The following is a 14,272-nucleotide window of genomic DNA, read 5'->3' on the forward strand; positions in this document are numbered from 1 at the left end:
CGGAGGGGCCGAGCCCCGCCGAGCGGCGCTACCGGCAGCCGCTGGCCGGTGCCGGCACGAACCGGCCGACCACCGCGTTGGCCAGCGGGCCGCGGGCCTGCTCGACCTGCAGCCGCCCCGGCGCCCACTGCGCCTGCAGCACCGGCGACGCCAGCCGGTCGCCGTCGAGCCGGCCGTCGAAGGCATGCACCGCCTCGCCCATCGTCAGCCGCGCCTGCACCTGCTGGTACTGCTGCTGCAGGCTGAGCCGCGTGCCGGCGGCCGCACCCTCCCCGCACCAGTCGCCCTGCACCGGGGCCGGCACCGTCCAGCGCATGATGCGGCTGGACCGCTCGCGGCCCACCGGCTTGTCGGGCACCGGCACGGTCACGCTCCAGTCGGGCGCCCAGTCGCCCATGCCCCAGTCGTGGCTGACGATGCGGGTGCCGGGCTTCAGCGCCAGCAGCGAGGGCCGCAGCTTCAGGTTGACGTCGGGCAGCAGGTACATCGTGATCACGCTGTAGCCGCCCAGGTCGGCGGTGAAGATGTCCTGGGCCTGGAAGGTCGCGCGGTCGGCGACGCCGGCGCGCTGGGCGTTGGCCTGGCTGCGCTCGATCAGCACCGGGTCGATCTCCAGGCCGAAGGCCTGGACGCCACGGCGCGCCGCGCCGATGACGAGCCGGCCGTCGCCGGACCCGAGGTCGACCATGCGGTCGCCGGGGCGCAGTTCGGCCATCGACAGCATGACCTGGGTCACCCGGTCGGGCGAGATGACGAAGGGGGTGTCCAGGTCCGGGGCGGGCAGCTGGGTCAGCAGCTGGGCGGCGACCGGGCCGCAGGCGAGCAGCGCACCGATGGCCGGGGCGCGAAAGGGTCGAAGGATCGGCATGCCGGCATGCTATCGAAGGCACCGCCCGCGGCCCGTCGCGCCCGGCGGCGACGGTGGCGGCATCATGCGCGGGTGCCCGTCCCGCGCTGGATCGCCCACCTCGACATGGACGCCTTCTACGCGTCGGTGGAGCTGCTGCGCTACCCGGAACTGCAGGGGCAGGCGGTGGTCATCGGCGGCGGGCGGCGCCACCAGCCCGAGCGCCTGTCCGACGGCAGCCTCAAGGTGGCCCGCCTGCGCGACTACGCCGGCCGCGGCGTCGTCACCACCGCCACCTACGCCGCGCGCGACCATGGCGTGCATTCGGGCATGGGGCTGATGAAGGCGGCGCTGCGCGCGCCCGACGCGATCCTGCTGCCCACCGACTTCGACGAATACCGCCGGCTGTCGCGCGCCTTCAAGGCCGCGGTGGCCGAGGTGGCGCCGGTGATCGAGGACCGCGGCATCGACGAGATCTACATCGACCTGACCGAGGTGCCGGGCGTGCACGAGGCGGTCGGCCACGACCGCTTCGGCGGCGTGCGGGCGGTGGCGCAGGAGATCAAGAACAACGTGCGCCGCGCCACGCGGCTGAGCTGCTCGATCGGCGTGACGCCGAACAAGCTGCTGTCGAAGATCGCCAGCGACCTGGACAAGCCGGACGGCCTGACCCTGCTGACGCTGGAGGACGTGCCGCGGCGGCTGTGGCCGCTGCCGGTGGGGGGTGGTCAACGGCATCGGTCCGAAGGCGCAGGCACGGCTGCGCGAGATGGGGGTGCAGCGGGTGGGCGACCTCGCCGCCCAGCCGCTGGCCGCGCTGGCCGAGCGCTTCGGCCAGCGCACCGCGCGCTGGCTGCACGAGGTCGCGCACGGCCGCGACGACCGGCCGGTGGTGGTGTCGCACGAGCCGGTGTCGATGAGCCGCGAGACCACCTTCGAGCGCGACCTGCACGCGGTGCACGACCGCGCCGAACTGGGCGCGGCGCTGACCCGGCTGTGCGAGCGCCTGGCCGCCGACCTGCAGCGCAAGGGCTACGCCGGCCGCACGGTCGGGCTGAAGCTGCGCTTCGAGGACTTCAAGACCGTGACCCGCGACCTCACCCTGCCGCAGCCGGTGGACCAGGCGCAGGCCATCCGCGCCGCGGTCGGCCAGTGCCTGAAGCGGGTCGACCTGCGCCGCCGGCTGCGCCTGCTCGGCGTGCGGGTGGGCACGCTCGCTCGGCCGCGGCCGGCGCAGGCGGTGGCCCCCACGCCGCAGCCCTCGCCGACGCCGCTGCCCGATCCGACGCTGTTCTGACGGTTCACGTCCCGGTCGCCAGCCGCCAGGCCAGGCCGGCGACGGCGCTGCCCGCGATCACCGGGATGACGCCGAGCCGGAACCGGAACAGCGCCACCGCCGCCGCCACGCCGATGACCGCGGCCGGCCATTCGAAGCGACCGCCGAGGCCCTCGGGCCACAGCACGTGGACGGCGAAGAACACCGCCAGGTTGACGATGACGCCCACCACCGCGGCGGTGATGCCGGTCAGCGGCGCGGTGAAGCGCAGCTGGCCGTGCGTGCTCTCGATGAACGGGCCGCCGACCAGGATGAAGAAGAACGACGGCAGGAAGGTGAAGAAGGTCACCACCACGGCGGCCGTCGCGCCGGCCAGGAACAGCGCGTCGGGCCCGAACAGCGCATGGCTCCAGCCGCCGACGAAGGCGACGAAGGCCACCACCATGATCAGCGGGCCGGGCGTGGTCTCGCCGAGTGCCAGGCCGTCGATCATCTGCGGGCCGGTCAGCCACTGGTGCTGGTCCACCGCGCCCTGGTAGACATAGGGCAGCACGGCATAGGCACCGCCGAAGGTCAGCAGGGCCGCCTTGGTGAAGAACCAGGCCATCTGCGTCAGCACGGCGTCCCAGCCGAAGCGGGCCGCCAGCGCGCCGAGGGCCAGCGCCCACAGGCCGAGGCACACCGCCAGCACCCCGCCCGCACGGCGCCAGGAGAAGCGCGCATGCGGCGGCGGTGGCGTCCGGTCGTCGATCAGCGCGGGGCCGGCGCCGGCGCGCGCCGACCCGTGGCCGCCGCCGGCCTGGAAGCGGTCGGGCGCCCAGCGGCCGCCGACGGCGCCGATGCACGCGGCGGCGAGCACGATGAGGGGAAACGGCGCACCGAGCGCGAAGGTGGCGACGAAGGCCGCGATCGCGATGCCCCACAGCCAGCCGTTCTTCAGCGTCCGGCCGCCGATGCGCCACGCCGCCTGCGCGACCAGCGCCGTCACCGCGGGCTTGATGCCGTAGAAGAGGCCGGCGACGACCGGCACGTTGCCATGCGCCATGTACAGCCAGGACAGCCCGATCAGCAGCGCCAGCGACGGCAGCACGAACAGCACCCCGGCGACGATGCCGCCCCAGGCGCGGTGCATCAGCCAGCCGATGTAGGTGGCCAGCTGCTGGGCCTCCGGCCCGGGCAGCAGCATGCAGTAGTTCAGCGCGTGCAGGAACCGACGCTCGGAGATCCAGCGCCGCCGCTCGACCAGTTCCTCGTGCATGAGGGCGATCTGTCCGGCCGGACCACCGAAGCTGACGAAGCCGAGCTTGAGCCAGAAGGCAAACGCGGCGGCGCAGGACAGGGGCGGCGGAGCCTCTCTCACGGCGGGCGGCAGGGTGGCTTCGGCGGTCATGGCGCATGATCGCCGAGGCACGACGACGCTGCAGCGCGGCGAGCCGACACCGACTCGAGCCTCCCTCCTGGAGAGAGGTTGGAGGGTGCCGTCAAACACGCTGGAGCCCCCTCCCGGAGGGGGCTCGGGGGAGCGGTGGTGACGCCGAAGGCGCGGCCGGCAGAGCGCCGCGGGCTCAGCCAGCCGCGCCCTCGGCCCGCCGGCCGGCAACCGCGGGCAGCGCGGCCACCGCCGCCTGCAGCAGTTGCGGCAGCAGCGGGTCGTGCTCGTCGACCGGGTGCCGGCAGCGCAGGCTGCGCGTGCCCTTGCTGCCGCCCTCCAGTTCAGGGAAGGCGGCGGCCAGTTCGGCGCCGGCGAAGACCTGCAGGTCGACGTGGTGCCGGTGCGGCACCAGCGCCACGGTGTTCAGGCCGTTGTGGGTGAAGACCAGGTTGCCCCAGCGGACCGTGGGTTGCAGCGGCAGGCCGCTGCGCTGGACGGCGCGGTGCAGCGAGCGCGCGATCTCGCGCGGCTCCTCCTGCAGCAGGTCGAACCAGCTTTCGACCAGGGCGCCGGGGCGGATGAGGGTTCGCATGATGCTGGCGCAGTTCCAAACAAACGTGAGGGGACCGAGCGTGAGGCGACCGGGGCACCGGTCATGGCGCCCTCGCGGTCAGGGTGTCGCACTGGCGCCATTGGCCGGCGTCGAAGCCACGGCGGAACCAGCGCACCCGCTGCGCGCTGCTGCCGTGGGTGAAGCTTTCGGGGACGATGGCCCCGCCCTGCTGGCGGGCCAGCACGTCGTCGCCGATGCGCGAGGCGGCGTTCAGCGCCTCCTCCACGTCGCCCGGCTCCAGCCAGCCCTTGGTGGCCTGCGAGTGGTGCGCCCACACGCCCGCCAGGCAGTCGGCCTGCAGTTCCACCCGCACCGAGATGGCGTTGGCATCGGCCTGCGACCGGCCCTGGGCGGCGCGTGCGGCCTGCTCGTGCACGCCGAGCACCTGCTGCACGTGGTGGCCCACCTCGTGGGCGATGACGTAGGCCTGGGCGAAGTCGCCCGGCGCGCCCATGCGGCGGGCCAGCAGGTCGAAGAAGTCGAGGTCGATGTAGACGCGCTGGTCGGCCGGGCAGTAGAACGGGCCCATCGCCGACTGGCCGCGGCCGCAGGCGGTGGGCGTGGCGCCGCGGAACAGCACCAGCCGCGGCGCAGGGTAGGTCACCCGCTCCTGGCTCAGCAGCGAACGCCAGACGTCCTCGGTATTGGCGAGCACCGTGGAGACGAACGCCGCGCGCTTGTCGCCGGCCGGCGGCGCGGTCGCCGGCGCGGTGACCGCCACCGGGGCGCCGCCGCTGCCCTCCATCAGGCCGAGCAGCGCCAGCGGGTTGATGCCGAAGACCCAGCCGAGCACCAGCGCCAGCACCACCCCGCCCAGGCCGACGCCGCCGCCACGGCCGATGCCGATGGGCAGCATGCCGCCGCCACCACCGCCTCGGCGGTCCTCGACGTTGTCGCTCTGACGTTCCCCTTCCCAGCGCATGGGCGTTTGGGGGCAACCGGCGTGCGTGGCCCCCTTTGGGCGGGCGGCGCAGGCCGGCGGGTGGGCCGTTCAGTCGTGCGGCGCCGGCGGACGGCCGGCCTGCTCCAGCCGGTGGATGAGCTGGAACAGCTGCAGCGCGCTGCGACGCAGGTCGTCGGCGGCGCTGGCGTGCGCCTGCGCGATGCGCTCGTAGGCGTAGAGCCGGTCGTAGCACATGCGCGCCAGCGACACCGGCCAGCCCTCGGCCTCCATCTGCTGCTTGAACGTCACCAGCAGCGGGAAGTCGACGTGCGCGGCGGTGGGCAGCGCACGCAGCCGCGGACCGGGCACCGGTCCGTCGCCCCAGGTGGCGAGGACGAACTCGGGCGGCAGGTCGGTCAGTTCGATCACCTGGGGCAGGGGCGTCATGGCATCGGCGACGAATGGGATCCGGGCATCTTCGGACGCCCGGTGCAGCATCGATCGCCGGATGAGGCCCCGGCTTCTGTCACATTTCTGTTACAGCCGCCCTTTTCCCCTCAGCCCGCGGGGCGGGCGGCCAGGCGGTCCTTCAACCGGCCGAAATTGCGCAGCGACTGCTGGTGCAGGAACAACAGTTCCAGCTCGTCGTTCTGCATCAGCTGCGCCAGCGTCGCGCCGTCCAGCGCCTTGAGCTTCTTGCGGTCGACCACCATGAAGCCGCCCAGCGAGGTCTTCTCCTCGCCGAACTGGAACTGCGCCAGCATCGATTCGAGCAACCCCAGCTCGATCAGCCGCTTGCAGAAGGCCTCGGTGCGCAGGAAGTGGGCGCGGTACTCCTGCAGGAACTTGAGCACGCCCTCGACATAGGGCGTGGCCTTGTGGTCGCCGTCCTCGGTGAACAGGCGCTGGCCGCGGCCCTCGCGGTTGAGGCCGGGGAAGGACTCGTCGACGCACAGCGTGAACGACTTGCCCTCGTCCGGCGTGCCGAAGATGAAGGGATAGCGGCGCAGGAAGGCCGGCACGTACTGCGCGTCCCAGGCGTCGTCGGGCTTGAGGTAGAGGTTCTCCTGCGCGCGCACGCCCAGCACCACCACCGGCAGCACGCCGTCGCCGGTCTTGGCGAAGACGATGGGGTACTCGCTGGCGGCTTCGCGGAATTCCACTGCGGTCAGCGGCACCGAGTTCACCTTGCGGCTGAAGCCGTAGTGGCCCTGGGCCTCGACGAAGCAGTCGCGGTGGCGCTCGTTGCTCAGCGGAATGGCGGATTCGTAAACCAGTTGCAGAGGGCTCATGGTCGGGTGGCTCGTGGGGAAGGGGTGGAAGGGGTGGACAGCGCGCGGGCCACGCCGAGCAGGCCGGACAGGCCGATGGCGGTCAGGCCGCAGAGCAGCGCGCCGCTGCGCCAGCCGACGTCCCCCGGCTCGGCCAGGGCGACGATGAAGGGCACCGGCAGGCCGTGCAGCAGCGCCCACAGCGGCAGCAGCCAGCGCCGCTGCCGCGAGTGCCGGGCGGCGGCGCCGCCGGGGCCCGTCCAGCGCAGCAGCGCGCCCAGCACCAGCGCGCTGGCCACGCCGCAGGGAAAGAGCAGGAAGACCGCGGCGAAGACGGCGCTGGCCAGCGGCAGCCGGCGTTCGATCACCGACCGGTCGGGCCGCCGCGGGTCGACCCAGACGGTGAGCGTCGCGCCACGTTCGGCGGCGGCCAGCCGCTGGGCCACGCGGTTGCGCCAGCCATTCGAGAAGTTGTCGCGCACCGGCCGCAGGCTCACCTGCTCGCCGGTGTGGCGGCTGCCGTCGAAGGTGTAGTCGTAGCGGGCCACCAGCTCGTGCGTCGGGGTGCGGATGGCGAAGCCGCGCACCGTCTGGTGCGTGCCGCTGCGCCGCTCCCAGTGCAGCAGGCGGGCGCTCACGGGCACCCAGGCGCGGGCGTCGGCGGTGCCGGCCAGCAGCAGCACCAGGTCGCGGCCGACGACGCCGAAGGCCACGCACAGCGGCACGAGCACCAGCACGGACACGACGACCCAGGCGGTGCGCCGAGGCGGCCGGCGGTCAGCGGGCCGCGGCACCTTGCACGGCGGGTGCCGCCTCGGGCCGTGCGGCAGAGGACGGGGCCGCTGCCGGGCCGCTGCGTCGCGCGGCCAGGCCGGCCGCGCCGCGCTCCAGCCCCGGGAAGTCGGCCTTGCAGGTGATGCCGGCCGGCAGCTTCAGGTCGGGGTTGGGCAGTTCGAGCCGGGCGCGCACCGTGCCGCTGGCCACGTCGGCCACCGGGTCCAGCGTCTTCACCCGGGCGGTGTGGCGGCCGCCGATGGGCGCTTCCGGCATCACCGCGATGGTGGCGCCGGGCTGCACCTTGCCGTAGGCGGCGACGGGCAGCAGCACCTCGACGTGCAGCAGCGAGATGTCGGCGATGCGCAGCAGCGGCTTCTTGGTGTCGCGGCTGTCGGCGAAGTCGCCGGGGTGGACCTGGCGCTCGACGACCACGCCGTTGAACGGGCTCTTCAGCGTGCGCAGGCGCAGCTGTTCGGCGTTGCGCTGCTGCTCCAGCTCGGCGGCGCGCTTGTTCTCGCGCGCCTGCAGCAGCTCGGCCTCGGCCAGCCGCTTCTCGGCGGCGGCCTCGTCGCGGTCCTGCGGCGAGACGAAGTCGTCCTTGGCCAGCGTCTCGCGCCGGCCCAGCTTGAGCGCCGCGTATTCGACCCGGCTCTCGCCGGAGCGCACGGCACCGACCATCGACGCCCGGTAGCGCGACTGCTCCAGCGTCGCGCGCTCGACGCCGGAATCGAGCACCACCAGCACCTGCCCGGCGCGGATGCGGTCGCCGCGGTCGACCAGCACCTGCTCGACCAGGCCTTCGCTGGCCGGTCGCACGTCCACCGTCATGCGCGGCTCGATGACGCAGTCGAACTCGCCGGCCGACGCCGTGCCGCTCAGCCCGGCCCATGCGGCCAACGCGGCGGCGGCGATGGCCCGGTGTCCCTGCCCTGCTCTGCTCATGGGGTCCTTCTCTGGTCTCATGTGGCCCGGCCGGAGAAGGCCAGGCGCCGGTCCTGTTGCCGGTCGTTGGCCAGCGTCTGCCGGCGAACGGCCGAATCGTGACCTGCCGCGCGCGATTGCGCCACCCGGCGCAACAGCCATCCCTGCCAGGACGGCCGCTCGGCCGTGGCGGATGTCGCGGCCCGTCGCCGCAGCCAGCGCCACAGCAGGCCGCCATGGGCGCGGAAGAGCTCGTCGTCGAGGCTGACGATGGCCTCGAAGCTGCCCGGGTCGCCCTGCCGGCCGGCGCGGCCGAAGAGCTGCCGGTCGACGCGGCCGGAGTCGTGGAACTCGGTGAGGATGACGTGCAGCCCGCCGGCCGCGCGCACCGTGTCGTCGAGGTGGATGTCGGTGCCGCGGCCGGCCATGTTGGTGGCCACGGTGATGCGGCCGGTCTGGCCGGCGTCGGCCACGATGGCCGCCTCCTCGGCGTCGTGGCGGGCGTTGAGCACGGTGTGCGGCAGGCCCAGCGCCGCCAGCGCCCGGCCCGCCGCCTCCGACGCCGCCACCGAGCGCGTGCCGATCAGCACCGGCCGGCCGGCGTCGGCCAGTTCACGCGCCCGCGCGGCCACCGCGGCCCAGCGCGCGTCCGCATCGGCCAGCAGCCGCACGCCGAGGTCCCGTCGCAGCACCGTGCGGTGGGTGGGGATGCGCACCACCTCCAGCCCGTAGACCGCACGCAGCTCGGGCGCCACCTCCATCACCGTGCCGCTCATGCCGGCCAGCCGCAGGTAGCGGCGGAAGAAGCGCTGGTAGGTGATGCGCGACAGCGTCTCGCGGCGGGCGGTGGTGGGCACGCCTTCCTTCAGCTCGATCATCTGGTGCAGGCCGGCCTCCCAGGCGCGGTCGGGCATGACGCGGCCGGTGTTCTCGTCGACGATCTCCACCTTGTCCTGCCCGTCGTCGCCCGCGCGCACGATGTAGTGCTCGTCGCGCCGGTACAGGTGCAGCGCCGACAGCGCCTGCTGCACCAGCGCGAGCCGGGCGCGGCGGGCGGTGAGCAGGCCCTGGTCGCCGGCGCACAGCTCGGTGATGCGGGCCTCGGCGGCGGGCAGCAGCTGGATGGCGCGTTCGCGGGCGCGCACCCGGTAGTGGGTGTCGGCCTGCAGCTCGGCGGCCACGGCCAGCGCGCGGGCGTAGGTGCGCACCTCCTCCACGTCGTCGCGCTGGGCGGAGAGGATGAGCGGCGTGCGGGCCTCGTCGACGAGCACGCTGTCGGCCTCGTCGACCAGCGCGAAATACAGCGCGCGCACGCGGCGCGGCGCGGCGCCGGCGCGGCCGTCGAGCAGCGTGCGCGCGGCGGTGTGCAGCGCCGGGCCGCCGCCGGGGGCGGGCAGGCGGTCGCGCAGGTAGTCGAACACCAGGTCCTTGTTGGTGGTGTAGACCACCGGGCAGCACCAGGCGGCCAGCCGCTCGGGCTGCGGCTGGTCCTGCACCACCACGCCGACGTCGAGCCCGAAGAAGCGGTAGACCGGGCCCAGCGTCTCGGCGTCGCGGGCGGCCAGGTAGTCGTTGACCGTGACCACATGGGCCGGCGCGCCGGCCAGCGCCACCGTGACCACCGGCAGCAGCGCGGTCAGCGTCTTGCCCTCGCCGGTCTGCATCTCGGCCAGCCGGCCGGCCAGCAGCGTCAGCCCGCCCATGAGCTGCGACGGGTGGTGGGCCTTGCCCAGCGTGCGGCGCGACGCCTCGCGCACGAGGGCGAAGGCCTGGCGCACCGCCGCGGGGGTCAGCCCCTCGCGGCGCAGGCGGTCGCGGGCCTCGGCCACCACCGCCTGCAGCGCGGCCTCGTCCAGCGCCTGCAGCGCCTGGCCGGCGCGCACGATGGCGGCGGCCTCGCGCTTGAGCCGCCGCACCGTCCAGCGCGAGCGCCAGCGGGCGAAGCGCCCGGGCAGCGCGGCCAGCCAGCGGTCGACGGCGGTCTCGCGCCCATCCTCGCGCTCGACCACGCCCTCGCCGGCCAGGTGGGCGACACGCCATTGCTGCAACAGCACCCTAGACATGCGGCACCCTGGACATGGTGCTAGACGTCGAAGCGCGACAGCAGCAGCTGGCGCAGGCGGCGCCAGACCTGCGCGGCCAGCGGCTCGGCCGCGTGTTCGAAACGGACGTACACCCGGCCGCCCATGCGCAGGCCGGTCACCTCGTCGGGCAGCTGCAGGTCGAACTGGAAGACCCGGTTCAGCGCCAGCGTGCCCTGCTCGTCGCGCGGGTCCACCGCGTGCGGGCCGCCGCCGTCCATCGTCAGCGCCTTGCTGGGCAGCCGCTGCTGGCCGCCGGGCACCTCGCGCACCAGGCGGGCGGGCAGCACCTGGCCCAGCCGGTCGGCCACCCGCACCTCGATGCGCTCGACGCCCCGGCGCAGCAGGCCGACGTCGTCCTGGGCGACGACGACGCGCACGGTGCGCAGCTCGCCGTCGAGCACATGGCCGAAGGCCTCGCCCTGGCGCAGGTGGCGGCCGGGCAGGTCGGCGGCGCGCGGCATCACCAGGCGGCCGTTGGTGCGCGCCACCACCGCGAGGTGGTCGATGCGCTCCTGCAGGCGGCGCAGCCCGGCCTCCTCCTTGGCCAGCGCCTCCCAGGTGGCGGCGGCCTGGGCGCGGTCCTCGGCCAGGTGGGCGGCCAGCTGGGCCTGCATGCGCTCGACGCGGGCCACCTGCACGTCGTGCTCGGCCCACAGCGAGGGATCGTCCAGCTCGGCCAGCAGGTCGCCGCGGACCACCGCGTCGCCGGGCTGGCGCAGCAGGCGGCGCACCACGCCGTCGGCACCGGCCCGCAGCTCGGCCTGCTCCGGCGCCCAGACCACGCCCTCGGCCAGCGTCGACACCGGCAGCGGCACCGCCACCGCGAACAGCAGCGTGGCCGCCAGCACCCCGCCGGTGAGCCCCACCGCGCGCCGCCGATGCCGCGCCAGCGCCGGCGCCACCGCCACGTGGCGCAGCGCCTTCAGCAGCGGCCAGACCACGCCGCTGGCCACGCTCCACAGGCCCAGCACCACGCCGACGAAGAAGAACTGCTCGGCGATGAAGAGCGCGATGCCGAGCGCCACCGCCATGCGGTAGACCCACGACGCCGCGCCGTAGAAGACGAACCAGCGCCGCTCGCCGGGCGTGGCCTCGGGCGGCTCCATCTCGTGCGCGCCGAACAGGTGGTGCTGCACCCACCAGCCCCACCAGCGGGTGGACCGCTGCGCCAGGTTGGGCAGCTCGGCCAGGTCGCAGAGGATGAAGTAGCCGTCGTAGCGCAGCAGCGGGTTGGCGTTGAAGACCAGCGTGGAGACGCCGGCCACCAGCATCACGTTGAAGGCCAGGCTGCGCACCAGCCCCGGCTCCACCGCCTGCCAGACGAACATCGCCAGCGCCGCCAGCACCAGCTCGGCGGCCATGCCGGCCGCCGCCACGCCGGCCCGCGCCGCCTTGCTGCGGAAGGCGGTGGAGGCCGAGGCGTCGACGTACGGCACCGGCGCGAAGACGAGGAACATCAGCCCCATCTCGTGCACCTCGCCGCCGCCGGCCTTGACCGCCCAGCCGTGCGCCATCTCGTGCACCGCCTTGACCAGCGGGAAGACGAAGAGCAGCAGCAGCAGGTTGTCGAAGGCCAGCACCCGGTCGCTCAGGTTGCCGGTCAACTCGCGCCAGTGCAGGCCGGCCAGCGCCAGCGCCGGCAGCACCAGCGCCAGCCACAGCACCGCCCCCATGGGGCCGAACAGCGGCCGCAGCAGCGGCAGCGTGCGGGTGAGGAAGGCATCGGGGTCCCACAGCGGCAGGCGCAGCGAGGTCGGGCTGACGAGGTTGCGCACCCAGACCGAGCGCCGCTGCTTGCGCTCGCGTGCCAGCACGTGCTCGACGTCGGGCGACACGTCGGCCAGCAGCAGGTCGGCCTCGTGCAGCTGGCTGAGCAGCTGCAGCACCTCGTCCTGCGAGGGCGCGTCGTCGCCCAGGCGCTGCACCGCCAGCTTCCACACCTGGTCGACGCTGCGCTGGCCGTCCATCAGCCCCAGCACCAGGTAGGCCGCCGGCGTGAAGCGGTGCAGCCGGCCGCTGGCCGGGTCGTGCACCACGTACCAGGCCCGGCCGCGGTAGCGCTGGCGGTGGATGCGGGCCTGCGGCTGCAGCCGCGGCTTCAGCTTCTCGACGCGGAACCAGGCGTCGCTGTAGAACGCAGTGGTCACGTGAGCCCCCGGCCGTCGGACGGCCGCCCCCCACGGGGGCCCCCAAGCCGACCGGGAGACCCGGATCGGCTTGGGCTCATCAGCCGACACCGCTGCCCCTGGTCGCCTGCGGCGACCGGTCCCCACGGGGACGGGTTCACGGACCAGCGCAGCAAGCTCAAGGTGTCCACTGCCACCATTTGAGGCGCAGCCAGTCGAGGCCGTGGTGGGTCCAGATCCAGAGCAGGTTGCGCTCGCCCGCCTCGATCTTGCCGACGCCTTCCATGCCGGGGCGCAGTGTCGGCAGGCTGCGGTCGAGCACCGCCTCGACGTCGAAGGCGTTGCGGCCCTCGTGCGGGCCGGCGGCGGCGATGTTGCGCACGGCAAAGCCGATCGGCTCGCCGGGCAGGCCGGCCAGCACCAGCCGGCCGCGCTGACCCACCTGCACGCTGCGGATGTCGACGTCGTCGACCTTCAGCACGACGCGGAAGCCGTCGAGCGGCGCCACCTCGAACAGCGTCTCCCCCTTTTCCACCGGACTGCCCAGGCGCTGCGACAGGTCGCCGGAAACGACCACGCCGTCGAAGGGCGCCGTCACCTCGGTGCGCGCCAGCTTCTCCTCGGCCAGCGCGAGCTGGGCCTCGGCCTCGGCACGTTCGGCGGCGGCGATGCGGGCGGCCGCGCGTTCATGGCGCGACAGCGCGTCGCGGTAGCGGCGCTCGTGCTGCTGGGCCGCGCTGCGCCAGCGTTCCTGCTCCAGCTTGAGGTCGCGGTCGTCGAGCACCGCCAGCACGTCGCCGGCCTTCACCGACTGGCCGGCCTTGACCCGCGCCTCGCGCACGTAGCCGTCGAAGGGCGCCACCTGCGCCCGCTGCACCACGCCTTCCAGCGCGGCGGTGGCGGTGACCCGGTGGTCGGCCTCGACGAAGACCAGCGCACCGACCAGCAGCACCGCGGCGACGAGGCCGATGCGCCAGGCGGGCCGGCGGGGGTCGACCAGCGCCTCGCCCACCGCCGCGGTCTTGCGGCGCAGGCGGCCGGCGATCCAGCGGTCAGCGTCGCGGTGCAGCGCGAGCGCCGGGCCCAGCGAGCGCGCCCAGGCCTCGATCCAGCCGGCCTCGGCCGCGTCGAAGGGCCGGGCGATGCCGCGTTCGACGGTGACGACGCCGATCGCCTCCCCGCGCAGCGTGACCAGCACCGACAGCACCGCGCTGGCCGACGGTCCCTCGCCCGCCAGGTCGGCATGGGCGACGGCCACGCCCACCGGCCAGCCGGGCACCGGCGGCACGGCCTGGCTGGCGCGCTGGTCCCACGCCTCTTCCATCGCGTTCTCGATGCGGCGCACCAGCGCGCTGCGGCGGTCGAACCAGGCGGTGGACGACAGGGCCTGCAGCCGCAGCCGGCCGGCGCGGCCCGGCGACAGCAGGCCCAGCGACACCCGCTCCAGGCCCAGGCGCTCGGCCAGCAGGTCGACCGCGCGGTGGGCGGCCTCGTCGAGGTCGGTGGCCTCGCCGACGCGCAGCAGCGCGTCGACCACCTGCTGCGCGCGCCGGCGCTCGTCGCCGAGGCGCTCGACCTCCTGGCCGCGCAGCATGGCGTCGAGCCAGCCCACGCCCCAGTGCAGCGCGCGGAAGGCCTGCTGCAGCGGCGCGTCGGTGCGCGGCGCGAGGTCCAGCACCACCGCGGCGACCAGCGCGCCGCGCAGTTCCACCGGGTAGGCCAGCGTCAGCCGGCGGCCGTCGTCGGCGGGTTCGATCACCGCTTCGCGTGCGGCCAGGGCCCGCTTGGCGGGGTCGGCCAGGTCGGTGAGGTCGGTGCGCACGTCCGGCCAGAAGCCGGCCGGGCCGTAGCTTCCGTCCTCGGCCTGCAGCAGCACCAGGCCGCGGTGCACCTGGCCCACGGACTCGACCAGGATGGCCAGCCACGACTGGCAGAACTCACCGACCGAGCGCGCCTGGGTGAAGGCCGCCCAGGCGTCCGGCCGGGCCTCGCCGCCATGGCTGATCACGACATCCTCCTCCTCGGCGCAAACGCCTGGCGCGCCGCTTGTTGCGGCCCCTCGAAGGGGGCGGGCGGGGCCTGAAGAAACCCCGCCCGCCGGC

The 14,272-nt window shown here is 74.4% G+C and carries 11 protein-coding genes and 1 pseudogene; 1 reads left to right on the forward strand and 11 read right to left on the reverse strand.

Translation table 11 applies throughout. The annotated features are described in order from the left end of the window. Nucleotides 1–28 precede the first annotated feature (28 nt). Nucleotides 29–868, reverse strand: coding sequence for an SAM-dependent methyltransferase (locus tag LRS07_RS19865; protein WP_260499650.1), 840 nt, complete (start codon nucleotides 866–868; stop codon nucleotides 29–31). Nucleotides 869–973: 105 nt separating this feature from the next. Between LRS07_RS19865 and LRS07_RS19870 the strand changes: the two are divergent. Then, a pseudogene (locus LRS07_RS19870) lies at nucleotides 974–2,144 on the forward strand (Y-family DNA polymerase). Nucleotides 2,145–2,148: 4 nt separating this feature from the next. Here the strand turns inward: LRS07_RS19870 and chrA are convergent. The 10 genes from chrA to LRS07_RS19920 form a co-directional block, all read right to left on the reverse strand. After that, the gene (gene chrA / locus LRS07_RS19875; protein ID WP_409450569.1) at nucleotides 2,149–3,513 is read right to left on the reverse strand and encodes a chromate efflux transporter; all 1,365 of its coding nucleotides are present in this window, start codon (nucleotides 3,511–3,513) and stop codon (nucleotides 2,149–2,151) included. Between the two features lie 175 nt (nucleotides 3,514–3,688). Beyond that, nucleotides 3,689–4,087 (reverse strand): DUF1801 domain-containing protein, encoded by a 399-nt coding sequence (locus LRS07_RS19880; RefSeq protein WP_260499651.1) that lies wholly within the window; start codon nucleotides 4,085–4,087, stop codon nucleotides 3,689–3,691. 61 nt (nucleotides 4,088–4,148) lie between these two features. Further along, nucleotides 4,149–5,030 (reverse strand): KPN_02809 family neutral zinc metallopeptidase, encoded by an 882-nt coding sequence (gene ypfJ / locus LRS07_RS19885; RefSeq protein WP_260499652.1) that lies wholly within the window; start codon nucleotides 5,028–5,030, stop codon nucleotides 4,149–4,151. A 69-nt stretch (nucleotides 5,031–5,099) separates the two neighbouring features. Further along, nucleotides 5,100–5,438 (reverse strand): hypothetical protein, encoded by a 339-nt coding sequence (locus tag LRS07_RS19890; RefSeq protein WP_260499653.1) that lies wholly within the window; start codon nucleotides 5,436–5,438, stop codon nucleotides 5,100–5,102. Nucleotides 5,439–5,548: 110 nt separating this feature from the next. Then, a complete protein-coding gene (locus LRS07_RS19895) occupies nucleotides 5,549–6,283 on the reverse strand; it encodes a SapC family protein (RefSeq protein ID WP_260499654.1) in 735 nt (244 codons plus the stop codon). Then, the gene (locus LRS07_RS19900; RefSeq protein ID WP_260499655.1) at nucleotides 6,280–7,005 is read right to left on the reverse strand and encodes a DUF3592 domain-containing protein; all 726 of its coding nucleotides are present in this window, start codon (nucleotides 7,003–7,005) and stop codon (nucleotides 6,280–6,282) included. The genes LRS07_RS19895 and LRS07_RS19900 overlap by 4 nt, the downstream gene beginning before the upstream one ends. A 34-nt stretch (nucleotides 7,006–7,039) precedes the next feature. Continuing rightward, nucleotides 7,040–7,981 carry an efflux RND transporter periplasmic adaptor subunit gene (locus LRS07_RS19905; protein ID WP_260499656.1) on the reverse strand — a complete coding sequence of 314 codons (942 nt, stop codon included), beginning with the start codon at nucleotides 7,979–7,981 and terminating at the stop codon, nucleotides 7,040–7,042. 17 nt (nucleotides 7,982–7,998) lie between these two features. Beyond that, a complete protein-coding gene (locus LRS07_RS19910; protein ID WP_260499657.1) occupies nucleotides 7,999–10,023 on the reverse strand; it encodes a preprotein translocase subunit SecA in 2,025 nt (674 codons plus the stop codon). A 20-nt stretch (nucleotides 10,024–10,043) separates the two neighbouring features. Continuing rightward, nucleotides 10,044–12,191, reverse strand: a complete 2,148-nt coding sequence (locus tag LRS07_RS19915; protein WP_260499658.1) for a PqqD family peptide modification chaperone — start codon at nucleotides 12,189–12,191, stop codon at nucleotides 10,044–10,046. A gap of 157 nt (nucleotides 12,192–12,348) precedes the next feature. Then, nucleotides 12,349–14,178: a GAF domain-containing protein gene (locus tag LRS07_RS19920; RefSeq protein ID WP_260499659.1), complete on the reverse strand. Its 1,830-nt coding sequence runs from the start codon at nucleotides 14,176–14,178 to the stop codon at nucleotides 12,349–12,351. Nucleotides 14,179–14,272 lie beyond the last annotated feature (94 nt).

It is taken from the genome of Aquabacterium sp. J223, from assembly GCF_024666615.1.
In the GTDB taxonomy this organism is placed as follows: domain Bacteria; phylum Pseudomonadota; class Gammaproteobacteria; order Burkholderiales; family Burkholderiaceae_C; genus J223.